Origin of the sequence: Enterobacter cloacae complex sp. 370H10, from assembly GCF_050031535.1 — a bacterium.
In the GTDB taxonomy this organism is placed as follows: Bacteria; Pseudomonadota; Gammaproteobacteria; order Enterobacterales; family Enterobacteriaceae; genus Enterobacter; species Enterobacter intestinihominis.
This window is the reverse complement of record NZ_JBLGWG010000001.1, coordinates 2,563,602-2,588,826: the sequence shown is the minus strand read 5'-3', so window position 1 is coordinate 2,588,826 and position 25,225 is coordinate 2,563,602. Positions and strand designations below refer to the sequence as shown.

At 54.3% G+C, this 25,225-nt stretch carries 17 protein-coding genes and 2 pseudogenes; all 19 read left to right on the top strand.

The window, feature by feature from the left end:
- Positions 1-146: 146 nt before the first annotated feature.
- The 19 genes and pseudogenes from ACQG2Q_RS12750 to tssA all read left to right on the top strand — a co-directional run bounded on the left by ACQG2Q_RS12750 (position 147) and on the right by tssA (position 25,206).
- Positions 147-1,763, top strand: coding sequence for a peptide ABC transporter substrate-binding protein (locus ACQG2Q_RS12750; protein WP_023300237.1), 1,617 nt, complete (start codon positions 147-149; stop codon positions 1,761-1,763).
- A gap of 612 nt (positions 1,764-2,375) precedes the next feature.
- Positions 2,376-2,867, top strand: coding sequence for a type VI secretion system contractile sheath small subunit (gene tssB, locus ACQG2Q_RS12745; RefSeq protein WP_023300236.1), 492 nt, complete (start codon positions 2,376-2,378; stop codon positions 2,865-2,867).
- 34 nt (positions 2,868-2,901) lie between these two features.
- Positions 2,902-4,443 (top strand): type VI secretion system contractile sheath large subunit, encoded by a 1,542-nt coding sequence (tssC, locus tag ACQG2Q_RS12740; protein ID WP_414453256.1) that lies wholly within the window; start codon positions 2,902-2,904, stop codon positions 4,441-4,443.
- A 15-nt stretch (positions 4,444-4,458) separates the two neighbouring features.
- Positions 4,459-5,799 (top strand): annotated as a pseudogene (gene tssK / locus ACQG2Q_RS12735) (type VI secretion system baseplate subunit TssK).
- Complete coding sequence (tssL, locus tag ACQG2Q_RS12730) at positions 5,796-6,485, top strand: type VI secretion system protein TssL, short form (RefSeq protein WP_426759183.1); 690 nt, start codon at positions 5,796-5,798, stop codon at positions 6,483-6,485. The pseudogene tssK and the gene tssL overlap by 4 nt, the downstream one beginning before the upstream one ends.
- Complete coding sequence (locus tag ACQG2Q_RS12725; RefSeq protein ID WP_096217007.1) at positions 6,482-8,188, top strand: OmpA family protein; 1,707 nt, start codon at positions 6,482-6,484, stop codon at positions 8,186-8,188. Before tssL ends, ACQG2Q_RS12725 begins: the two co-directional genes overlap by 4 nt.
- Positions 8,189-8,193: 5 nt before the next feature.
- A complete protein-coding gene (gene hcp / locus ACQG2Q_RS12720) occupies positions 8,194-8,685 on the top strand; it encodes a type VI secretion system effector Hcp (RefSeq protein ID WP_096217008.1) in 492 nt (163 codons plus the stop codon).
- Positions 8,686-8,857: 172 nt separating this feature from the next.
- Complete coding sequence (tssH, locus tag ACQG2Q_RS12715; protein ID WP_096217009.1) at positions 8,858-11,503, top strand: type VI secretion system ATPase TssH; 2,646 nt, start codon at positions 8,858-8,860, stop codon at positions 11,501-11,503.
- Complete coding sequence (locus tag ACQG2Q_RS12710; protein ID WP_096217010.1) at positions 11,500-13,989, top strand: type VI secretion system Vgr family protein; 2,490 nt, start codon at positions 11,500-11,502, stop codon at positions 13,987-13,989. The genes tssH and ACQG2Q_RS12710 overlap by 4 nt, the downstream gene beginning before the upstream one ends.
- Positions 13,990-14,005: 16 nt before the next feature.
- On the top strand, positions 14,006-14,746 hold the full coding sequence (locus tag ACQG2Q_RS12705; RefSeq protein WP_096217011.1) for a T6SS immunity protein Tli3 family protein: 741 nt from the start codon (positions 14,006-14,008) through the stop codon (positions 14,744-14,746).
- A 19-nt stretch (positions 14,747-14,765) separates the two neighbouring features.
- Entirely contained in the window at positions 14,766-16,706 is a 1,941-nt protein-coding gene (locus tag ACQG2Q_RS12700) for a T6SS effector phospholipase Tle3 domain-containing protein (RefSeq protein ID WP_096217012.1), read from the top strand.
- A 67-nt stretch (positions 16,707-16,773) separates the two neighbouring features.
- Positions 16,774-17,037, top strand: coding sequence for a PAAR domain-containing protein (locus tag ACQG2Q_RS12695; protein WP_255248703.1), 264 nt, complete (start codon positions 16,774-16,776; stop codon positions 17,035-17,037).
- Positions 17,034-17,699: pseudogene (gene vgrG, locus ACQG2Q_RS12690) on the top strand (type VI secretion system tip protein VgrG); the annotation flags it as partial. The gene ACQG2Q_RS12695 and the pseudogene vgrG, both read left to right, overlap by 4 nt.
- Before the next feature lie 181 nt (positions 17,700-17,880).
- A complete protein-coding gene (locus ACQG2Q_RS12685) occupies positions 17,881-18,183 on the top strand; it encodes a hypothetical protein (protein ID WP_233156059.1) in 303 nt (100 codons plus the stop codon).
- 3 nt (positions 18,184-18,186) lie between these two features.
- On the top strand, positions 18,187-18,492 hold the full coding sequence (locus ACQG2Q_RS12680) for a hypothetical protein (RefSeq protein ID WP_233156057.1): 306 nt from the start codon (positions 18,187-18,189) through the stop codon (positions 18,490-18,492).
- Between the two features lie 15 nt (positions 18,493-18,507).
- Positions 18,508-18,771 carry a PAAR domain-containing protein gene (locus tag ACQG2Q_RS12675; RefSeq protein ID WP_096216975.1) on the top strand — a complete coding sequence of 88 codons (264 nt, stop codon included), beginning with the start codon at positions 18,508-18,510 and terminating at the stop codon, positions 18,769-18,771.
- On the top strand, positions 18,771-20,201 hold the full coding sequence (locus tag ACQG2Q_RS12670) for a hypothetical protein (RefSeq protein WP_096216974.1): 1,431 nt from the start codon (positions 18,771-18,773) through the stop codon (positions 20,199-20,201). Before ACQG2Q_RS12675 ends, ACQG2Q_RS12670 begins: the two co-directional genes overlap by 1 nt.
- Before the next feature lie 5 nt (positions 20,202-20,206).
- Positions 20,207-23,605, top strand: coding sequence for an ImcF-related family protein (locus tag ACQG2Q_RS12665; RefSeq protein ID WP_096216973.1), 3,399 nt, complete (start codon positions 20,207-20,209; stop codon positions 23,603-23,605).
- Positions 23,605-25,206 (top strand): type VI secretion system protein TssA, encoded by a 1,602-nt coding sequence (gene tssA / locus ACQG2Q_RS12660; protein WP_096216972.1) that lies wholly within the window; start codon positions 23,605-23,607, stop codon positions 25,204-25,206. Before ACQG2Q_RS12665 ends, tssA begins: the two co-directional genes overlap by 1 nt.
- The last annotated feature ends 19 nt before the right edge of the window (positions 25,207-25,225 follow it).

Genomic DNA, 25,225 nt, shown 5'->3' with positions numbered 1-25,225 from the left:
GTGCAAAACCCGCGCTTAATCAAATAGTTTCCGTCTGTGTGTAAAATTGCCTGACATCAACTTTCCTGAGGAAGCATTTGCATTTCTCCGTTTCGAAACAAATAATTACGCATCTGCCTGTTACCTGACATCATTAAGGGGATCGTATGAAGCATCCTGTTTCGCTTCTTTGCACTGCGCTGTGGCTGTGCGGGTTTTCTTCACTTTCATATGCCGCGGAGGTTCCCAGGGGAACGGTGCTGGCGCAAAAGCAGGAGCTGGTTCGACACATTAAAGATGAACCCGCCTCGCTCGATCCGGCAAAAGCGGTGGGTTTACCCGAGATACAGGTGATCCGCGACCTTTATGAAGGGCTGGTGAATCAGAACGAAAAAGGGGAGCTGGTTCCCGGCGTGGCGACGCGCTGGCAGAGCAACGATAACCGTGTCTGGACGTTTACGTTGCGGGATAACGCGAAGTGGTCTGACGGTACCCCGGTGACGGCACAAGATTTTGTCTACAGCTGGCGTCGTCTGGTTGATCCTAAAACTACGTCACCTTTCGCCTGGTTTGCAGCGCTGGCGGGTATTAATAATGCGCAGGCCATTATCGATGGTAAAGCTGCACCGGAAACGCTCGGCGTGACGGCAGTCGATGCTAAAACGCTGCGCGTGCAGCTGGATAAACCGCTGCCATGGTTCAGCAACCTCACGGCTAGCTTTGCGTTCTATCCTGTTCAAAAGGCAAACGTGGAAAGCGGTAAAGAATGGACGCGCCCTGGCGCGCTCATCGGCAACGGTGCGTATGTGCTGAAAGATCGCGTGGTGAATGAAAAACTGGTGGTTGAGCCGAATACTCACTACTGGGATAACGCCAACACGGTGCTTAAAAAAGTCACCTTTGTGCCAATCAACCAGGAGTCCTCAGCGACCAAACGCTACCTGGCGGGCGATATCGATATTACGGAATCATTTCCGAAAAACATGTACCAGAAGCTGCTTAAAGATATTCCGGGACAGGTTTATACACCGCCACAGCTTGGGACCTATTACTACGCGTTTAACACACAAAAAGGCCCAACTGCGGATGCCCGCGTACGTCTGGCGCTCAGCATGACTATCGACAGACGTATTATGGCTGAAAAAGTCCTGGGAACCGGTGAGAAACCGGCCTGGCATTTCACTCCCGATGTCACTGCCGGTTTTACACCGGAAATCTCGCCATTTGAGCAGATGTCGCAGCAGGAGCTAAATGCTCAGGCGAAAACGTTATTACAGGCGGCAGGCTATGGTCCCCAGCGCCCGCTGAAATTAACGCTGCTGTACAACACGTCTGAAAACCACCAGAAAATCGCCATTGCCGTCGCATCTATGTGGAAGAAAAATCTGGGTGTTGACGTTAAGTTGCAGAATCAGGAATGGAAGACCTACATCGACAGCCGCAATACCGGGAATTTCGACGTGATCCGTGCGTCGTGGGTAGGGGATTACAATGAGCCGTCGACATTCCTGTCGCTGCTGACGTCCTCTCACACCGGCAACATCTCACGGTTCAACGACCCTGCTTACGATAAGATTATTCATCAGGCGACGCTCGAAACCACTGAAAAAGCGCGTAATGCAGACTACAACATGGCCGAGAAGATCCTCGCCGAGAAAGCGCCGATAGCCCCTATTTATCAATACACCAATGGCCGCCTCATTAAGCCCTGGGTTAAAGGGTATCCGATAAATAACCCAGAGGATGTTGCGTACAGTCGTACAATGTATATTGAAAAGCATTAAAAAAACAGGAAAGGCGCTTAAGTGGTTTTGGCAAATAGCTATACATCGCTTAAGCGCCTGAACACACGGTTCATGGTACCTACAGGCTAGTTATTATCAAAATTCCTTTCATAAAAAATCATTTATTCTTTTGATGAATGCTTCGAGCGACATCTCTTTTCCAGTTTATTGAAAAGCGTGCAAGCATTTATACATCCTCCATGTAATAGCTTAATTCCTGCTATTTAAAACCTGACTTTTGTCCGATTTAGGATTTTTCCATATTCAGGAGGTTTATTGAATAAGATGATATGTCTCTGCGATTTTGCAGTTGATGCTTAAATCAGCATTGATATAAATCAATTATTCAACGACAGGTGGCAATGAATTCAATATTCTCTATCAAGGCAGACGTTCCTGCTAATCTATTGTGAATAAATGGTTAATACTTTCTGCGTGCCACTTATATCTGGAATTTATAAATACTACTGATTAGTGGAAAATTCTTAAGAAAAATCCATATACAGATCTTTGATCTGAAAAGTTGATCATGAATGGGCTTTTGCTCTAATATGGTTTTGTAAAGACCCGTCACTCACTTAACTCGTATTTCTTGCAAAGAAAGGGACTGCTATGGCCGATTCATTTCAGAATGAGGTGCCCAAGGCACGCATAAATTTAAAGCTGGCGCTGCATACAGGCGGCGCGCAGAAGAAAGTCGAACTGCCGCTTAAACTTCTCACTGTCGGTGATTTCAGTAATGGAAAAGAGAATCGTCCATTGTCCGAAAGGAAGAAAATCAACGTCAACAAAAATAACTTTAATAGCGTACTTTCGGAATTTAACCCGGAGGTTAATCTGACGGTGCCTAACACCATGGCTGTCGATGGTTCGGAGGAAAGTATAAAACTGAATTTCTCCGATATTAAGGATTTCGAACCTGAACAGGTTGCCCGCCAGATCCCCCAGCTCCGCGCCATGCTGGCCATGCGTAATTTATTACGCGACCTCAAATCCAATCTTCTTGATAACGCCACTTTCAGAAAAGAACTCGAGAAAATTCTTAAGGACCCGGCGCTGTCTCAGGAATTACGCGACGAAATGAGTGCACTGGCCCCGAAATAAGCGGCATGTGTAATTTAATGGATTAACCGGGAATATGCTGATGTCTGTGAATAGTAAAACCGCCTCCGCGCAGGGGCAGACCATCGTACTGGAAAAAGAGGGCGTTTACGCCTCCCTGTTTGAAAAAATCAACCTGACTCCGGCCTCGAGCCTGGGTGATATCAATGCGTTTCTGGATGATGCCGCGCTTTCTGACGCGCCGGCGGGTGAACGCCTGACGGCGGCGATGCAGGTGTTTATGGACTGCATCCGCAAATCCGGTCAGCCCGTGGAGAAGCTCGACAAAACGCTGATTGACCACCATATCGCCGAACTGGATTTCCAGATCAGCCGTCAGCTGGATGCCGTAATGCATCACCAGGCGTTCCAGAAGGTGGAGTCCCTGTGGCGCGGCCTGAAGCAGCTGGTGGACAACACCGACTACCGCCAGAATGTGAAAACCGAAATTCTGGACGTCTCCAAGGATGACCTGCGCCAGGATTTTGAGGATGCACCGGAACTGATCCAGAGCGGCCTCTACTGGCACACCTATACCGCCGAATACGACACCCCGGGCGGCGAGCCGATTGGTTCCGTGATTTCATCCTATGAATTTGACGCCAGTCCGCAGGATGTGGCGCTGCTGCGCAATATCTCTAAAGTATCAGCTGCCGCACATATGCCGTTTATTGGCTCTGTCGGGCCGAAATTCTTCCTGAAAGACTCGATGGAAGAGGTTGCTGCGATTAAGGATATCGGCAACTACTTCGACCGCGCTGAATACATCAAGTGGAAATCTTTCCGCGACACCGACGACGCCCGCTACATCGGCCTCGTGATGCCGCGCGTGCTGGGGCGTCTGCCGTATGGCCCGGACACCGTACCGGTGCGCAGCTTTAACTACGTTGAGCAGGTGAAAGGCCCGGATCACGAGAAATACCTGTGGACCAGCGCGTCGTTCTCCTTCGCGTCAAACATGGTGAAGAGCTTCATCAATAACGGCTGGTGCGTGCAGATCCGTGGCCCGCAGGCGGGCGGGGCGGTGAAAGATCTGCCTATTCATCTGTACGATTTGGGTACCGGCAACCAGGTGAAAATCCCGTCTGAGGTGATGATCCCGGAGACCCGCGAGTTTGAGTTCGCCAACCTCGGCTTTATTCCGCTCTCGTATTACAAAAACCGCGACTATGCCTGCTTCTTCTCGGCGAACTCCGCGCAGAAACCGGCGCTGTACGACACCGCAGATGCCACGGCCAACAGTCGCATCAATGCCCGTCTGCCGTACATCTTCCTGCTGTCGCGTATTGCGCACTATCTGAAGCTCATCCAGCGCGAGAACATCGGCACCACCAAGGACCGCCGTCTGCTGGAGCTGGAGCTGAATACCTGGGTGCGTAGTCTGGTGACGGAAATGACCGATCCGGGCGATGAGTTGCAGGCATCTCATCCGCTGCGTGACGCGAAGGTGGTGGTGGAAGATATCGAAGACAACCCGGGCTTCTTCCGCGTGAAGCTGTTTGCGGTGCCGCACTTCCAGGTGGAAGGCATGGATGTGAACCTTTCTCTGGTGAGCCAGATGCCGAAAGCGAAAGCGTAACGTAAGGCAGGAAGCATGAAAACGGAACAACCGTTATGGGGCAGGGGCCAGATGGTCTCTCCCCAGCACTTCCAGCAACAGGCCGCGTATGCGGCCTGGTCTGCGGAATGCATCGCCCGGTTAGGCCTCTCCCATCCCTGGGGAGTGATTGAAGCCACTTTCGAACCGGATGCACTGAAACTGGGCCGCCTGCAGGCCCGCCATCTGCACATCCGTTTCCCCGACGGGACGCTTATCGACACGGATAATGCTGACGATCTGCCACCGGTTCTGGCGCTGGAGAGTGAATCAAATGAGGTGGTAGTGATGCTCGCGCTACCGCTGCTGCGCGCGAATGGTGGCAACTGTCTTAAGCCCGATGAGGTAGCCGGGCGTCCTGTTCGCTATCGCCAGGGTTGGCAGGATATCCGCAATACCTTCGGGGACGATACCCGCCAGATTGCGGTAATGCGTCCTGAGCTGACGCTGCGGTTTGCATATCAGAACAACAGCGATTACCTGACCTGTCCGGTTGCCCGCCTGCAGCAGGATCTGCAGGGGGCGTGGCAGCCTGATGAGACGTTTCTCCCCCCGCTCCTGGCCATCGAGGGCAGCCGCTGGCTGTTAACCCAGCTCGAACAGCTGATGATCCAGCTACGTGTACGCCTGAGCCGACTGATGGCCATGCGACGGGAAAGTAATGAGCGCATGGCAGACTTCGCCGTGGCCGACGTGTCGCTGTTCTGGTTGCTGAATGCCCTCAACAGCGCTGAGCCCGTGCTGGGGCAATTTCAGCGCCATCCGCAAAGTCCGCCTGAACGCCTGTATCCGGAGCTGGCCCGCCTGGCGGGCAGCCTGCTGACCTTCTCGCTGGAGCACCAGGTGAGTGCGATCCCGGTCTGGCAGCACGAGCAACTGAATAACGTATTTCCGCCGCTGTTTAATTTACTGGGGGACCTTCTGGAAGCCAGTCTGCCATCGCGGGTGGTGGCGATTGAGCTTGAGCACGATGCCCGGCTGCACTTCTGGCAGGCCCGTCTGCATGATCCGCGTCTGCGTGAAGGGGCGGATTACTACCTCTCCGTGCGTTCAATGGTGCCGGTGGCTCAGCTGCAGGAGCAGTTCCCGCGCCAGTGCAAGGTTGGCAGCCCCGATCATGTCAGAAGTATCGTCAATTCATCGCGGGTGGGCGTGCCGCTGACCCCGCTGCGCCATGTGCCGGCAGCCATTCCGTTACGTCTGGAAAATCAGTAGTTCAGTCTTGATGTCTCTCATCCTCAGGCCACTGAAATGCTCCAGGGCGGCACCTGCATGTTTTACGTTCCGGGCATGCTCGGCGAGCCTGAACTCGAACTCTTTGCGGTGCTGAGAACATGAGTGAGCGTAAACGCGGCGCTGCCGCGGCCATTGATATTGATGCCCTGCTGCAGGATACCTGGCTGCAGGTGATCAGCCTGCGTCACGGTCCGAAATTTCAGGATGGAGAAGGGCGCACGCTGTGGGAGCGTTGCATTGCTGATGTCGAACGTGTGCAGCGTGAGCTGAAAGCGGGCGAACTTGATGAAGCCAGCTGCCGGCATATTCTCACCGCACAATGTGCGCTGCTGGATGAGGCGGTTAAGAGTCGCGGTGTGGAGGATGATGCCTGCGTGCAGTGGTATGACATTCCCCTGCAGGGGCACTTCCTTGGCACCATGGACGCCGGTGACACGCTGTGCGATCGGATGCGCGATGTGCTGCGTGAACCGGCTCCTGACCACGCTGTCGTGACCTGCTTCCAGCGGGTCATGATGCTCGGATTCCTCGGCAACTTCCGCTCCCTGAACGATCCTGAGCGGCAGAAACTCATGAATGCACTTAATGAACATGTTGCGCCGTTCAGCTATTCACAACCCCATCCCGTTCTGGCGGAAAGCCATGCCGGACGGGGGATAGGGGGTTGGCTTGCATCATGGTCCATGCGCATTGGCCTGAGTGTGGTGGTGGTCACCGCATTATGGTGGGGACTGGATTGCTGGCTGGATCAGACACTGCTTACCCTGCTGCCGGGAGCCGTGAAATGAGCCCTGCACAACAGCGCGGGCTTGCGCTCTGGGCTGCCCTGCTGAGTGCAGTGGTCTGCCTGTGGTTTCTGCCAGCATCCCGGCTGGTTTCCGTTCTCGTCCTGCTGGCGGTACTGGGGCTAATCATGGCGTTCTGGGCTGTCGCCTGCCGTCGCGTGCAGCACGATTTCACCCTGTGTCTGGAGGACCTGCCTGAAACCAGTTATTGCCAGCCCGTGGTACTGGTCTGTGGCGATCTGCCGCTTGCCTGGCCGCATCAGTCACCGGTACTTACTGTCACGCAGGGCTGCTGGATCCGTGTGGAGGATCATCTGGAACTGGAGCAGGCCGCCCGTCAGGTACTGTGGTTGCGCCCCGACTGGGGACGTCAGCTGTCAGTGATGGTCAGTGTTTGTCCGCAGCAGCACCCTGACAGTGAACGCCTTACCAGTCGTTTGCTTGCCCTGCGCTGGCAGATTAGTCGGTTGCGTAAAGCAACCGGCCATTCTGTGCCACTGGTTCTGAATGGACAGGTCGGCAGTGCGATGATGAATGACATGCTCTGGCAGACGGCGATCCTGGGGGAAGGGGTAAAGGTCTGGAGTGGAACTTCAGCGCCTGGCTCAGTTGCTGAATGGGTTAATACTGGCGGAACGCCTGCGATGCATCAACAGGTGCTTATGAACAGCCTGATGAGCTGGTTCCAACAGCACGTCCACGCTGTCCTTATGGATGAAAACCCCGATATTCCTGTCATTGAACCTGTTGCGGTTCTGTGGGGATTGGGCCCGATCCTGGCCGGAAGCATGGCCACCTCTGTCTGGACAGCGTGGTTGTCCCGCCATACTGCGATGCAGCAGGTGTCTGGCTGGCAGCCGGCGGGAACGGACAGTACGGTTATTTCCCTGTTCCCGAATTTTGTCCTCCCTTTACTGCCAGAAGGACGAGGCCTGACACCGCATGGACGAACCTGGCGCGGTGCGCTCGGAATCGTCACGCTGGCGACCATTGCTGCACTGCTCAGCAGTGGCTGGAACAACCGCCAACTGCTGCAACGCGTTAGCTTCGATATTGTCCGTTACAACAGCATCGCCATGGATGATTACGGTCCTAAAGCCAGCGCCGTACAGGTGCTGCGCGAGGATGCGGCGCTGCTGGATGAGCATGCACGCAATGGTGTACCGGCCCGGCTGGGTCTGGGGCTTTATCGGGGGGAACGTCTGCGAATACCGGTGCTGGAAGCGATCCGCTCATATGTGCCACCACCTCCTCCACCAAAGCCTGTGGAAAAGGTCGCGCCGAAAATCATCCGCCTCGACAGCATGTCGCTGTTCGATACCGGAAAGTGGGCGCTTAAACCCGCCTCAACAAAGCTGCTGGTGAACTCACTGGTGGGGATCAAGGCGAAGCCCGGCTGGCTGATTGTGGTCGCGGGCCATACCGACAGCACCGGGGATGACCAGTCCAACCAGGTGCTGTCCCTGAAGCGTGCGGAGTCGGTGCGCGACTGGATGCGGGACACCGGCGATGTGCCGGAGAGCTGTTTTGCGGTGCAGGGCTACGGTGAAAGCCGACCTGTCGCCACCAACGACACGGCGGAAGGCCGGGCGCTGAACCGCCGTGTCGAAATCAGTCTGGTGCCGCAGGCGAACGCCTGCAAGCTGCCGGGCAACACCCCCGCGTCATCGCAGGATGATGGCGCTGATAACAACTTAACGGAGTAATTAACATGGCAATACCAGTCTATCTGTGGCTGAAGGACGACGGCGGCGCGGACATCAAAGGGTCTGTGGACGTTCAGGATCGTGAAGGCAGCATCGAGGTGGTGGCCCAGGAGCACAACCTGTACATCCCGACCGACAATAACACCGGCAAGCTGACCGGTACCCGTATCCACACCCCGTTCCTGTTCACCAAGGAAATCGACTCCTCCAGCCCGTACCTGTACAAGGCGGTGACCACCGGCCAGACCCTGAAATCTGCGGAATTTAAGTGGTACAGAATCAATGACGCGGGCCAGGAAGTGGAGTACTTCAACACGAAGCTTGAGAACGTGAAGCTGGTGAAAGTGAATCAGAAGATGCACGACATCAAAGATCCGGCGTTCGAGAAGCACAACCACCTCGAGCAGATTGAACTGCGCTACGAAAAAATCACCTGGACCTACAAGGACGGCAACATCATTCATTCCGATTCCTGGAACGAACGCGCCACCGCGTAAGTCGCATGCGGACAGGGCCCTGTCCGCAGTTTTTTGCACAGCGTCTGTATGCACGGACGCTGTGCAAAGAAAAACACAATCTGCCTGCCCGACCTGATGCGCTTTGGATTCCTGAATAACAGGGAACAGCGACGGGCGGTAGCGTGTCCGGAACTGATAAAGAGAGAGTCTCATGGAAAATCCCGCCATCCTGTTACGCCGTCTTAACCCTTACTGTGCCCGCGCGATGGAAGGGGCCGCGTCCCTGTGCCAGACCCGCGCCCATGCGGAAATCCTGCCCGAGCACTGGTTGCTGAAGCTGCTGGAGCAGGGTGAGGGCGACCTGACGGTGCTGGCGCGGCGCTACGAATGGGATATGGATACGATATGGCAGGATGTGCTGGGTTTTCTGGACAGCCTGCCACGTTCGGTGCGCAGCCGTCCGCAGCTGTCGGACAGTGTCCGGGCTCTGATGCAGGAGGCCTGGCTGCACGCCTCGCTGTCGGGGGAAGAGCACATCCGCAGCATTCACCTCCTGATGGCCCTGGTGGACAAACCGAAACTGGTGCGCTGCGACGGCCTGTGGCCGCTGCTGACGCTGGCGCAGAGCCAGCTTGAGCGCCTGCGGGGGCTTCTGGATGCGCAGTCGGATGAACGCCCGGAGGTGCAGCAGGAAGCGGAGCTTACGCAGGGCGATGAGGTGGAGTTTGTCGGCCGTCCGGTGAATGCGGATATAAAAGGAGAGCTGAACCCGGCGTGGCAGAATGCGCTGGACAGGTTCACCCTCGACGTCACCGCCCGCGCCCGTGAGGGCAGAATCGACCCGGTCTATGGCCGCGACAATGAAATCCGCCAGATGGTGGACATTCTTTCCCGGCGCCGCAAGAACAACCCGATTCTGGTCGGCGAACCGGGAGTCGGCAAGACCGCCCTGGTTGAAGGACTGGCGCTGCGCATCGCCGAAGGGAATGTGCCGGACGCGCTGAAGCCGGTCTCCGTGCGCACCCTTGACCTCGGCCTGTTACAGGCGGGTGCAGGCGTGAAGGGTGAGTTTGAACAGCGCCTGAAAAACATCATCGACGCGGTGCAGCAGTCACCCCTACCGGTTCTGCTCTTCATTGACGAGGCGCACACCATTATCGGCGCCGGCAACCAGGCGGGCGGCGCCGATGCGGCCAACCTGCTGAAACCGGCGCTCGCCCGCGGTGAGCTCAGAACCATCGCCGCCACCACCTGGAGCGAGTACAAACAGTACTTTGAGCGCGACGCCGCGCTGGAGCGTCGTTTCCAGATGGTTAAAGTTGACGAGCCGGACGACGACACCGCGTGCCTGATGCTGCGGGGACTCAAGCCACGTTACGCGCAGCACCACGGTGTGCATATTACCGATGAGGCGGTCAGGGCGGCCGTCACGCTCTCCAGACGCTATCTGACCGGACGCCAGCTGCCGGACAAGGCGGTTGACCTGCTGGACACCGCTTCGGCCCGTGTCCGCATGAGCCTCGATACGGTGCCGGAGCCACTGACCAGGATGAAGGCGCAGCTCACGGCACTTGCCATGGAGAAGCAGGCGCTGCTGGAGGATATCGCGGTGGGCAATACCGCCCATGGCGAACGTCTGGCCGCCATCGGAGAGGAAGAAGTCGGCATCATTTTGCAGCTCGACGAACGGGAAACCCGGTACGGCCAGGAGCTGAAACTCACGGAAGAACTGCTTGCCTGCCGCACGGATATCTCGCGTCAGGGGGAAATTGCGGACCTTCAGATGCAGCTTACTGCCGTGCAGCAGAATACCCCGCTGCTGGGGCTGGATGTGGACGCGCGTACCGTCGCCACCGTTATCGCCGACTGGACCGGCGTACCGCTCTCTTCCCTGATGAAGGACGAGCAGACGGAACTGCTGAGTCTTGAGCACAGTCTGGCGAAACGCGTTGTCGGTCAGGACAGTGCGCTGAATGCCATTGCGCAGCGCCTGCGCGCCAGCAAAACTGGTCTGGCACCGGAGAACGGCCCGCAGGGCGTGTTCCTGCTTGTGGGCCCGAGCGGCACCGGCAAGACCGAAACCGCCCTGGCGCTGGCCGATGAACTGTTCGGCGGCGAGAAGTCCCTTATTACTATCAACCTCTCGGAATACCAGGAGCCACACACCGTCTCGCAGCTCAAGGGCTCACCGCCGGGCTACGTGGGTTACGGTCAGGGCGGCATTCTGACCGAAGCCGTCCGTAAGCGTCCGTACAGCGTGGTGTTGCTGGATGAAGTGGAAAAGGCACACCGGGACGTGATGAACCTGTTCTACCAGGTGTTTGACCGGGGCTTCATGCGCGACGGCGAGGGGCGGGAAATTGACTTCCGCAACACGGTGATACTGATGACCTCGAACCTTGGCAGCGACCTTATCATGCAGATGCTGGATGAAAATCCGGACGCCACCGAAGGCGACCTGCACGAACTGCTGCGTCCTGTCCTGCGGGACCACTTCCAGCCCGCGCTGCTGGCGCGCTTCCAGACGGTGATTTACCGTCCGCTGGCACAGGCAGCGATGCGTACGATTGTCGGCATGAAGCTCGGCCAGGTGAGTCAGCGCCTGGCCCGGCATTACGGCATGAAAACCGCTATAGCAGACAGCCTGTCTGATGCGCTGACCGATGCCTGCCTGCTGCCGGACACCGGGGCGCGCAATATCGACAGCCTGCTGAACCAGCAGATTCTGCCGGTCCTGAGCCAGCAGCTGCTGAGCCAGATGGCGGCGGGAAAGAAGCCGCATACCCTGACGCTTGGCTGGGATGAGGAAGAGGGCATAGTGCTCGAGTTTGACCGGACAGAAGGTGAGCATGCATGAGCAGTAATCTTCCCTTACGATTCAGCCACAGCCATCACCTGCTTTCGGTGAAGGGCTGCGATGCAGGGCTTGATGTGCTGGCATTTGAGGGCGATGAAGCCCTGAGCACACCGTTCAGCTACCGTACTGAATTCACCAGCGCGGATCATGCCATCAGCAAAGAGATGATGCTGATGAAAGCGGCTTCCCTGACGCTTCAGGCCCCGGTAGACCAGGGTTACGGTATCAAAATACAGCAGCCGGTACGGGTGATTCAGGGCGTGGTGACCGGTTTTGAACGCCTCAGCACGTCAAAAGATGAAACCCGCTACGCCCTGACGCTTGAGCCGCGTCTGGCGCTGCTCGACCGCTCGCACCAGAACGCCATTTACCAGGACATGTCGGTTCCGCAAATCGTGGAAAAAATCCTGCGCGAGCGCCACGGCATGCGCGGTCAGGATTTTCTGTTTTCGCTCACCAGAGAGTATCCACGCCGTGAGCAGGTGATGCAGTACGCTGAGGACGACCTGCACTTCATCACCCGCCTGCTGGGCGAGGTCGGTATATGGTTCCGCTTCACCACCGACACGCGCCTCAACATTGACGTGGTGGAGTTTTACGACAGCCAGCAGGGGTATGAGAAAGGCCTGACGCTGCCGTCTGTACCGCCATCGGGCCAGCATTCAAAAGGCGTGGATTCAGTCTGGGGAATGGAATGCCATCACAATGTGGTGCAGAAGCAGGTCAGCACCCGGGACTACAACTACCGTCAGGCCACGCAGGACATGGACGCCCGGGTTGACGCGACCGGCGGGGATGTCACCACCTGTGGTGATGCCTACCACTGGGCGGATAACTACCTGACGCCGGGCAGCGCGTATGACCGTAACCCGGCAGCGGAGTCCGGGGCGTTTTACGCCCGCATCCGTCACGAACGCTACCTGAATGGCCAGACGCAGACCGTTGCCTTCACCAGCTGCCCGGCCCTTTCACCGGGTATGCGGCTGAAAGTCACCGGCGGGTACGAAGTGGCGGAGGTGTTTGCGCATGGCGTGGTGGTCACGGCGATGCACAGCCATGCCCGGCGTGATGCAGACTTTTGCGTCAGGTTTGACGGTATCCCGGACAGCGCGGACTTTTGCTTCCGCCCGGCACCAGGCCGCCGCCCGGTGATGGCCGGTACCTTACCGGCACGCGTCACCAGCACCACCGAAAATGACACCTACGGGCATATCGACAAGGACGGTCGCTACCGCGTCAATATGCTGTTTGACCGTGAGAACTGGGAAACCGGGTTCGAGAGCCTGTGGGTCCGTCAGTCCCGCCCGTATGCGGGGGACACCTACGGCCTGCACCTGCCGCTGCTGGCAGGCACCGAGGTGGCGATTGGTTTTGAGGACGGCAACCCGGACCGGCCGTACATTGCCGGTGTGCTGCACGACTCGGCGCACGGCGACCACGTTACCATCCGGAACTACAAACGCAACGTCCTGCGGACCCCGGCGAACAACAAAATCCGCCTCGACGACGAGCGCGGGAAAGAGCATATCAAGGTCAGCACAGAGTACGGCGGCAAGAGCCAGCTGAATCTCGGCCATCTGGTCGACAGCGAGAAACAGCAGCGCGGTGAGGGGTTTGAACTCAGAACCGACAGCTGGGGTGCCATCCGGGCGCAGAAAGGACTATTCATCTCGGCGGACGGGCAGGCGAAAGCGCAGGGTCAGGTCCTTGATATGGAGCCTGCGCTTGCACGGCTTTCAGCAGCATTAGTGGAAATGGAATCCCTTGCTGCCTGCGCACAGCAGGCTCAGGCTCTGGCTGCCGATGTTGGCCGTCAGCAAAAACTCCTGAAGCAAAAAATCGAACAACTTTATGAAGAGGTGATTCTGGGCAGTGCGCCAAAAGGCATGGCACTGGTGAGCGGCGAAGATATGCAGCTATCAGCCAGTGATAATCTGACGCTGACGGCGGGTAAACAGCTGGATGTTGGTGTGCAGAAGAACTTTACGCTGGCGGCCGGTAAACAACTCAGCCTGTACAGCCGTGAAGGGGCAAAACTGTTCAGCTCGCAAAACGACATTGATATTCAGGCTCAGGGCGGCAATGTGACCACTTGGTCGACACAGGACACGCATATTTCGAGCGGCAGGAAACTGGTTGTTACGGCACAGGACGAGTTGACACTGATATGCGGAGGCGGCTACATCAAAATCAACGGCGGAAATGTTGAGATTGGTGGTCCGGGTAAACTGCTGATTAAGAACACGGGCATCAGTAAAGCGGGCATAGGCAGTATGCAGGGGGTGATGAAGTCGTTTGAGTCCTCTACGTTTGATGAGAAATTCATCATTACTCATCCCATTTCTGGTAAACCATTGGCAAATCAGAGTTATGATATCCATCTGCCAGACGGAAAGATTTTGTCTGGTGTTACAGATAGTTCAGGAAATTCTTCATTAATAATGTCAAAAGCGATTGATGAACTGAAGATCGTATTAAAAAAATAAAGAAAGGAGCAGAATTATGATGAATCCGATTATGCGAATATGTTTTGTATATGGTGTGTTTGTTCTGAGTGGCTGTGTAGCTGGTCCCTACGGAGGTGGAGTTGCCTTTGTGAATCCTTTTTCAGTAATGGATGATATGCAGACGGAGCCGGAAAAGAAAAAACAGCAGCCTAAGGTATATGGTCCACCGCAGATTATTTATCGTATTGATAAAGAGCGTTACTTTACGCTTGAAGAGTATACCCGCTGCGAAAATGGGAAAACATTTTATAACAATACAAAAAAAGGGATTCATACCCAGATCACCCCCTCTTCAGGTTATTTATTTAAAGGGCGACTGTTCTGGTTATCAAACCGGGATGATTATTTAGCCTTTCCAATTACAGCAAATGATAATAAGGCAGCGTGTAAAGGATCTGATAAAGGCTGCCTGAATGTTGTTTCGGTGACAACAGATGGTGGGAAAACAGTGCACTCAGTGACTTACGGTTCGAATACGCAAGATCCTAATGGGGATACAAAAGACTATGATATGTTAGTGACTGATGATGGGTTTTATATGATTGAATACAAGCTTGCTAAGCACTCCCCAACTAGTGCTTATGCGCTAAAATGGACATTTAGTCCCGCAACTAAAATTTCACATCCCGCTTATCCTGGGGTGACTGGTCCGGTTTATCAACCAGAGCTTTCATTTGACGTTTCTCAAGTCCCCCAAGAACGTATGCAGTGTAACCATAAACTAGAACCAAAATAATAGTCGTAAGGAATATTAGATGAACAACAAAACGACTCCTACACGAAAGGTCGAGGTTTATACTACAGATAATGGAACCCCATTCTCTTACTCTGTGACATCACATAAAAATGTCAAGGTTAACGCAGAGGTTCAACCTCCCTTACAATTACCCGGTTTAATTATATTCGTTCATGGTGTGAATTCTGAGGGGGAATGGTATAACCATGCGGAGGAAGCTATTTGTGATGGTTTAAATGAACGGTTGGGGTTGTTATCTTTAGATGAGCGATTTCAATTGATGGAGAATAAATATGAAGCACCTCATTGGAATAAAGAACACACTTCTTGGTTAGCACCACCTAGAAAAATTAGTGATGAAGGCCGCTCCCCGGTTATTCGTTTCTACTGGGGCTATCGTGCCGCTGATAATGAAACTGATAAATACGCTATTCCACTGAAAAATAAACAGGGTGATAACTATTACGACCTGACGCCTGAACAACGCAAAAGCAAAGGCCCCTTTTATTGGGGAGGTGGTCCGTTCCAGAATGGCTGCAACCAACTGGTCAGTTTATGGAGTGACAAAGGGTTTGATAACTGGCCGTCAGCGTTGGGCATTCCGGTGCCATTCAGCACACAGTTATTGAACGGAGAACGTGACAGGCTTCTGACTGCCGCACCTCCGCGCCATTATTATGCCCACGCAGCCGGTCGTCTGGCGAAGCTCATTAAAACCATTCGAGATAAACATCCTGAAGATACAGTGACAGTTTTGTCACACAGCCAGGGAACCATGGTTGCCCTGGCCGCTGCTGCAATTGAAGCCCCGGACGCGCTGTTTGTGATGAATTCGCCTTACGCGCTGGATAATGAAATGACAACCTATATTTCATATCCCATGAATGAAATTATCAGTAAAGAAGCCAGAGAAGCGACGTTTGCCGATATTGTAAAAAAAGTGGCTGAAAACAAAATACGCTTAAAAAAACAAGGGTGTGAAAGATTACTTGTAGGAGCCAGCAGTGATGGCGAAAGCTGGTCACCGGCCGGGAAAACGCACAGTGGTGTGCCAGAGCGCGATAACCACGGTACCACCTGGATTTACTGTAACCCTCATGACCGGGTAATGGGCTCAGCCCCTTTACGCAGTATTGGCTGGCAGGGATTACCTAATACGAAAGACAGTCATTTTACTGTACCTCATCCATTATTTAAAACCGCGGGGGAGACATTATATGTTCGTATGCTTGGGCGGAATACTCCCTGTGGGGATGTACCTAACCCTCAAACGAACTTTAGCGATCTGGGAGATGGTCATCCATTTTGGGACAGTACAACCTCAATAATGCAAAAAATGACTTGGCCAGAACCGGTAAAAGGGCAAAAACTGTCGATTAATGCCCCCCTGGTGCCCGAACCGATGACAGCGAAAGCATTGGAATATTTTGACCAAGATTATCGCAGCAAAGAAAAACAGACAGGAAAAATTGGCTATGGTTACGGGCAAATAGATCCCGACAAGGATATCCCCGTAGATGTCGACTATCGCTATTACATATCGCTCTACGGCTATTTTGACCAGAAAATGAAGCTCAAAGAACCTTCAGGAATTCAATTGCCGGGGCCCGGTTCAAAAGAGGATCGTAACAGATATGAAAAACAATCGAGAGTTGAAATGCTGGAAGATGTTCGTACCTATGTTCAGCGACCGACAGATCACAGTACGTTACCGATGGATGAACGCTTTATGAGAAGGGTCGTTGCCTATGATTTACCAGTTGGCTATTGCTGGCATTCCTGGGACAGAGAAAGTCTTGCTGAATTACGTTACCAGGCTGACTGGCTGGAAAGTGACGATTATTACTGGACAGGTAAACTGACGATCCCTGCTATGCCTGCAATTATAAGAAGAGACGTGGCAAGCGATGCAGCAGAAAAGAGAAGTGATGAAATAGAACGGCTTCAACTTAGAAAATAATACCAATGGACGGTGGTGCATTCATTTTAATTTTATGAAGTGCAATATGGGGTAATTTGCCGTTGTTATAGGGGATGCCACTTCGTATGGCGGCAAAGTCTCATCAGCCTCATCCAGTTTCGATATATCCAGTAAAAATGCGGCACTTGTGAATGTTACCGTCATTTGCCCGAAACACGGAATGAATAAAATTATTGAATGCTATGTTTCTGCGTATGACAAAAACAAATATGGAATTGTCTTACATGGCTGCAAAACACAGTGCGGGGCGAGTGTCAGCGCAAGTACGCAGAATATGGAGTTTGACTATACAGAAGGAGTGCACGCATGAGCAGTAATCCCCCGCTGAAATTCAGCCACAGCCATCACCTGTTTTCGGTGAAGGGCTGTGACGCAGGGCTTGATGTGCTGGCGTTTGAGGGCGATGAAACCCTGAGCAAACCCTTCCGCTACCGCATTGAGTTCACCAGCACGGACCATGCCATCACCAAAGAGATGGCGCTGAGGAAAGCGGCTTCCCTGACACTGCTGGCGCCGGTAAATCAGGGTTATGGCATTAAGGCGCAGCAGCCGGTGCGGGTGATACAGGGGATGGTGAGCGGCCTTGAGCGCCTGGGCACCTCAAAAGATGAAACCCGCTACGCGGTGACGCTTGAGCCACGTCTGGCACTGCTTGACCGCTCGTACCAGAACGCCATTTACCAGGACATGTCCGTCCCGCACATCGTGGAAAAAATCCTGCGCGAACGTCACGGCATGCGCGGCCAGGACTTCCTGCTCTCACTGAGTAAAGAGTATCCACGCCGTGAGCAGGTGATGCAGTACGCTGAGGACGACCTGCACTTTATCACCCGCCTGCTGGGTGAGGTTGGTATCTGGTTCCGCTTCACCACCGACACGCGCCTCAACATTGACGTGGTGGAGTTTTACGACAGCCAGCAGGGGTATGAGAAAGGCCTGACGCTGCCGTCGGTGCCCCCGTCAGGGCAGCACTTCATGTGGTGATACTCCAAATCCCGTAACGCCTTTTGCAAAACTGCCGGATGGAAAACCTTTCTGGGATGATAAAGTCGACAGGTATCAGAGCAGTAGTTTCACTTATCCGAATCCTCCAGAATGGCAAACGGTTTTTATTAATGCCGAAAAGGTACCTGAACCCGTAGATGCTGCAAATTTGGCTGATTTTGATGTATCACGCGTTGGTGCGGAGCATGATGACAGGCAGATAGATGGTTGGGGGGAAATGAATCCGGATAAAAACCATAAAAACGATAATACCTATGACAACTATATCAACCTATATCCTAATCAGGATATTGTGACTGGATTTAAATATGTGGGCACTGAATCTGAGCCCCGATTGGTACCTGTGAGCCGTAAGGAGACATTTGAAGAAGAGGATCTTCGCATAAGAACTTATCTTTCTCAGCCTAAGGATCATAGTACTCTTCCGATGCGTGCTGATTTCATGTCATAGGTAATGGCATATGATTTACCGATTGGCTATTGCGATGCAACATGGGATAAAGAATTTATGGATGATTTACGGCGAAAAGCGGATTGGGTACAAGGTGAGGATCCTTATCTCTTCAGCGGAATACCTGACAACGTGCCTGAGCCTGATTTAATTAGTCGGGACACTGTTATTAATAAATTTAATAAATTTGACAATGCGAAAAGTAAGCTGCCAGCATATAGATCTGAAAATAAAGCACAAACACACTTCGGTAGGTTGTTTTCCAGTGAGTTTGCTAAATTTCAATGCTATATAGTCAGATATTTATAATTAAAGGAAAAGCAAGTGGGGAAATTTGCTGTTGTTTTAGGGGATGCCACTACGCATGGTGGCAAAGTCACATCAGCCTCATCCAGTCTCGATATATCCGGTAAAAATGCCGCACTTTTGAATGATACCGTCAGTTGCCCGAAACATGGTATGAATAAAATTATTGAGTGCGATGTTTCTGCATATGAAGAAAACGGGCGTGGAATTGTATTGCATGGCTGCAAGACGCAGTGTGGTGCGAGTCTCATTGCAAGTATGCCGGATATGGAGGTTGGCTGATGGGATGGTCTCTGCCGGAGGTGCCTGAAAAAGAGCAGGCACCATCCTGGTCACCGTGGGTCTGTCTGTTGATTATTATTCTCGGACTTTTAACTGGACTGCTTGTTGCGGTACTGAAATCACCGGTGACAGGGCTACTTTCATTGAGCAGTGGGGCCTGGTTACCACTGACGACCTGGACATTTGCGGGCATTTCGGCAGCCATCGCGGTCTACACTCTCAGACAGGAAATGCTGGCAGTTCGTGTCTGGAACTGGAATGAGTGGTGCCGGAACATGCGTCTGAAGTGGCGCTTACGTGCACAACAGCATCTTGTCATTCTCAGCCATGTTTTCATCACTGCCGATATGGGATTGTTAGCTCGTCTCGCACATACGCAGGAAGAGGAAAGTGCAGACACATCGCCTCTCACGATGTTGCCAGGCGAACAGCTTACACCCGGTATTTCACGTTTTGAGCAGCTACTTCGTCATCTCATTGCTCAGATAATGCCCTCGATTCGGCGTCGATATCCTTCCGGCCCACTCCAGATTATTGTTCAGACCAACGGTAGCGAAAAAGACCGTGAATCTCAGTCATTCCATCGTATCTGGTCAGCAGATTCCCCTCCCTGGAAAGCTGAGATTCATTTTCAGGACGCAGACTCATCCTTTGATGACTGGAATCAGTTTGTGGCGTCAACAAAGCGGCCCGTGCTGGTACTGGCAATGCACTATCGTTTGCCCAATGATGTTCTGCCGGAATTTGCCAGCGCGTTATTTTTGATGCCACCATCGATGCTTAATCCGGGTGAGCAAAAAAATGCGTTACGGCTTTTCCGGGCGATGCCGCTCAACACCCGTACGCTTGCCGCGGAACTCAGTGAATTACGGGATATGGCCCTCACGCCTGCCAGCAAGAAACACCTTGTCTGGCACAGTGGGCTGTCAGATGCGCCACGACAGTCAGTGAGCAGGGTGCTGAATGATCTGTCGGTTCCACTGTACGATGGTATTGGCACTGGCGGTGTCATTGACTTTGACACCGCCAGTGTCTGGTATGGCGTTCTTGCTGGCTGGGCAATGTTAGGCGCTGCTGCTGAGATGGCTGCTTATGGTCCCGCCAGCCAGTGGCTTCTTCTCGAAGGTGGAGACGATGTCTGGGCTGTTTCGCTCGGAAACGCCGCTCCTGCAGTCGGACATGATCATTTCGTGATTCAGCCTCCCTTTCCCGGGGGATCTATTCTGATGGCATTGCTGCTCAATGCCGGGCTGTACAGCCTGATGATCCGCTATTTCTCTTCAACAGCATTATCGTGGTCAGGGATTTCTCTTCTTCTGCTGTCGCTGATAGTGACATTGCCCGGGCTGGCCATTTTACTGAGACGAATTACAGCCCGTCTTCAGCGCCCGGAATTTATCAGGGTTGCACGACACTCCGGAAAGGAATAACAGGCATGAAAAAGGTTTCGAAGCCCCTGGGAGCTGGGCTACTCATCGTGGCAGTCCTGCTGATGATACTATCTGTTCTTGCACAAACAACGCAGTTGCCTGCCGGAAGTGGTGACGATAATTTCTGGTATGTGCTGGCAGGTTGCATCATTCTGACCGCCACATTATGCACCTTGGTGTTCTTTACATTTTCCAGGCAACAAAACCCCTCTCCCGTTACGCCTGATGGTGAAAATAATCCCAACGAAGAAAGAGCGTCGGATCAATATGATTTTTCAGCACTGAGCAGGTATCTCAGAAGACGGCACTCGTTCTTCTGGCGGCGTAAAGTCCACCAGTTGCTGATCACCGGCGATGAAGCCGCGATTGAACAACTGGTACCCGGCCTGCAACAGCAGCAGTGGCTTGAAGGTAACCGCACCGTGCTGATTTACGGCGGCAGCCTGGCATCGGAGCCTGACCGCGAAAAATACACCGCGCTGCGCAAGCTGCGTCGCGGACGCCCGCTGGACGGGATTGTCCGTGTCATGCCGCAATCACTTAACCTGACCCCACATATCAGCGACAGCGATTTACGCGGACTGGAAAAAATCAGCGAACTGCTCCGTTATTCCGCTCCGGTCTGGCTGTGGCAACTGTGCAGCAGTCACTGGTCGCAGGGTACGCGTCCTGAGCAGGCGGTAGGCGCAAGCTTTCCACCACGCGCAAAAGAAGATGATGTAATCCGCCAGCTGGAACTGATGCTGCCGGCCCTGCGGGCGCAGGGGATGAGTCAGGTCGCGGAAAACAGCAGCCACGACTTCCTGCTGCGCCTGAGCCAGCACCTGAACGACGGTGCTATTGCCCGCTGGGCTCAGCAGTTGCAGCCATGGCTCTTTGTTTCTCAACAGCGCGTCCCGCTGCGTGGTCTGATGTTCAGCCTGTCGGAGAAGAAACCTGCCGGAATGTCAGCGGGGACAGCCGATGCTGAGAATTATGGATCACAGCGTCATGCCCTGACTCTGCCAGCAACCTGGCAGGGTATTGTTGACGACTGCACCCGCGTACGTGGCCGTCGTGTCGGTATGCCGTGGGAACGAGCGCTGGCCTGGGCACTGATGGCCATCATCAGTGTCTGTGGGGGAGGGATGCTGCTGTCGTTTGCGGTCAACCGGTCACAAATAGTTTCTGTTGCACAGCAGGCTCATGCTCTGGTGGAGCACCCTTCTGTATCGGATTACCAGCTGACGGCCCTGCATGCTTTGCGTAATGATGCCGGTCGCCTGCTGCACCATATTCTGGACGGCGCGCCATGGTATCAGCGCTTTGGTCTTAACCATGATCAGCAGTTGCTTGACGCAATGCTGCCCTGGTACGGGGTGGCGAACAACCGTCTGATACGTGATCCGGCAAATGAAGCGCTTAAGCAGAAGCTCATTGCGCTGGTCAATTCGGCACCCAACAGCGACCAGCGGACACAGCTGGCGAAACCGGGTTATGACCAGCTGAAAGCCTGGCTAATGATGTCCCGTCCGGATAAAGCTGATGGTGCATTCTACGCGCAAACCATGAAAACCGTGCAGCCGACGCGTTTAGGTATCTCAGCTGGCCTGTGGCAAAGCCTGTCACCGGATTTGTGGGCTTTCTACATCACCGAACTGCCTAAGCAGCCACAGTGGAAAATCACGCCGGATGCGCAGCTGGTCAGCCAGAGCCGCCAGGTGTTGTTGCAGCAGATAGGACGGCGCAACGCGGAAAGTACGCTGTACGAGAACATGCTCAAATCCGTACGTCGTAACTTTGCCGATGTGTCTCTGGAGGACATAACTGGCGGTACCGATGCCCGTCGCCTGTTTACCACCGATGAGGTGGTGCCGGGCATGTTCACCCGTCAGGCCTGGGAGGGAGGGATTCAGCAGGCCATTGAGAAAGCGGCAAACTCCCGCCGCGATGAAATCGACTGGGTACTGAGCGACAGCCGGAAAACCGTTTCCTCAGACCTGTCGCCGGACGCACTGAAAGCACGTCTGACGGAACGCTACTTCACCGACTTTGCCGGTAGCTGGCTGAGCTTCCTCAACAGCCTGCAACTTAATCCGGCAAACAATATTGCAGACGTCACTGACCAGCTGACGCTGATGAGTGATGTTCGCCAGTCACCGCTGATTGCCCTGATGAACACCCTCGCCTGGCAGGGGCAGGCCGGCCAGAAGAGTGAAGGCCTGTCGGACTCCATCATCAAATCGGCTAAAGACCTGGTAGGCGGGAAGGACAAACCGGTAATTGACCAGTCAGCCTCAGGCCCGCAGGGCCCACTGGATGAAACCTTTGGACCGTTGCTAACACTTATGGGTAAAAACAACGGCAGCAACGTTATGTCGGCTGACAATTCACTGAGCCTGCAAACGTATCTTACCCGTATCACCCGTGTGCGTCTGCGTCTGCAACAGGTCGCCAGCGCCTCTGACCCTCAGGAAATGATGCAGAGCCTGGCGCAGACCGTATTCCAGGGCAAAAGCGTGGACCTGACCGACACCCAGCAGTACGGCAGCCTGATTGCTGCAAGCCTGGGCGAAGAGTGGAGTGGTTTTGGCAGCACCATGTTTGTGCAGCCGCTGACCCAGGCCTGGGAAACTGTGCTTCAGCCATCGGCAGCGAGCCTGAATGACAAATGGAGTCGTTCCGTGGTGGCGAACTGGCATACGGCATTTGACGGACGTTTCCCATTTGCTGTCAGCAAGAGTGATTCCTCTCTGCCAATGCTGGCTGAGTTTGTGCGTAAGGATAGCGGACGTATTGAGCGCTTCCTGACCACGGAACTCGGCGGTGTGCTGCATAAGGAGGGCAGCCAGTGGGTACCGGATAAGGTCAACAGCCAGGGACTGAACTTTAACCCAGCCTTCCTGCGGGCGATTAATCAGCTCAGCCAGCTATCGGATATCTTGTTTACCGACGGCAGTCAGGGCATCAGCTTTGAACTACAGGCGCGTCCGGTACCGCAGGTGGTAGAAACGCAACTGACTATTGATGGACAAAAGCTGCACTACTTCAACCAGATGGCAGACTGGCAGAGCTTCCGCTGGCCTGGTGACACCTACAAGCCCGGAACCATGCTGACATGGACCACCGTCAATGCGGGTGCACGTCTGTTTGGTGATTACAGCGGAACCTGGGGCTTTATTCGCTGGCTGGATGAGAGTAAACGAGAGCAGCTTGACCGCAGTCAGTGGATGATGAGTTTTACCGCGCCGGATGGTCGTACCCTACAGTGGGTACTGCGTTCACAACTGGGCAGTGGGCCGCTGGCGTTACTGGCACTGCGGGGCTTCACGCTGCCAGATCAAATATTTAGCGTAGATAGCGCGGCTATGGCGCAGGCGCTGATGACCAATACAGAAAACAGTGACATGGACGGAGTCGAATAATGGACGCTTTGCAGAATCTGGTTGTTGCCTGCCAGGCAGATGAAACCCTGCTGCGACAGCAGGCGCAGTCACATTCCGAAAGCTGGCAGCGCTGGCTTACCCCGATCAGTGAGAACAGTCCTACAGGAGAAGACCCGGGTTATGACGATGATTTCCAGCGTATCCGGGAGGAGGTCAATAAACTTTCCAGTATTGATACCGGGCTGATTTGCCAACTGGCTGAAAAGGTGTTGAACACTGTGGCCAAAGATGTCCGGGTTGCTACTTACTATTGTTGGGCGCGCTTGCACCAGGACGGTGAAACCGGGTTTGCTGAAGGGCTTGAGCTACTGGCGGGATTACTAACCCAATATGGAACACAGCTCCATCCTCAGCGTGAGCGAAGCCGTAAACCGGCGCTGGAGTGGCTCGCAGGCTCTCGTCTACTTGACAGCCTGTTACTCTTGCCAGAAGTGGTACGCGACGATGCCCAGCGTACGACCGGTGCGTTGCTTCTCATCCGAGACAGTCTTGAAACTGAGCCTGAAGCGTCACGTCCAGATCTGAGTGCCCTGTACAGCGCGCTGGGATCCCGCCTGCTGAAAGCTGGGGGCGTGGATGCGGTAATACCCCAGAACGCCAGCAGTAAAACACGCGCGCAGTGGGCATCTCACGCGGCAGAACAGGACGCGCCAGTACTGAGCCGCATCACGTCCGGTCAGGATTTGCTGGCTCAGGCCCGAACCCTGACGGGATATCTACGTGAGCAACCCGATGGCTGGCTTGCCGCACACCGACTGATGAAAAGTCTGCGTCACGACACGCTGAGAGCGATCCCGGCACCGGATGCCGAAGGGAAAACGCGCATCGAACCGCCGCGGGCTGACCAGCGGGCAATGCTCAAACGGCTGTATTTGCAACAGAGCTGGCTGGAGATACTGGAACAAGCGGACAGCACTTTCTCGCGTGGCGCCAATCATCTCTGGCTGGATTTGCAGTGGTACATCCATCAGGCCCTGATTAAATCAGGCCAGGATGTGCTGGCCGATATCATTATCGCTGACCTGAAAGGGCTGCTGCGGCGCCTTCCCGGACTTGAAACGCTGGCCTTCAATGACGGCACACCCTTTGCTGATGAGGTCACGCTGAACTGGATAAACCAGAGCGTGCAGGACGAGATGTCCAACTGGCGGGATGAGCCTGTCAATGCCTTGAGTGAAACTGGCAACGATATTCTGGCCCTTGAACCGGAAGCTTTGGAGAAAGCTGACACGGATGGTCTGGATGCCACACTCCACTGGCTGCAAACGCGCCCGGGCACCGACACCACAAAAGACAAATGGTTGGTGCGTCTGCTAATGGCCCGCGTGGCGGAGCAGAAGGGTAAGAATGAGCTGGCTCTTCATCTGCTGGGTGAGCTTGACGGTGCAGCACAGGCCATCACCCTCACGCAATGGACGCCAGCATTGTTGTTTGAAGTGAAATCGCGCCGCCTCAGGCTGCTGCGCATGAAAGCCGCCCGCAGCGAAACCGATAAGTCACGGCTTCAGCCAGAGATGGACCAGCTTCTGGCGGGCCTGATTGCGCTTGACCCGGCAGGCTGTGCGGTGCTTTGCGGGTAAAGCGACTGACATACCTTTA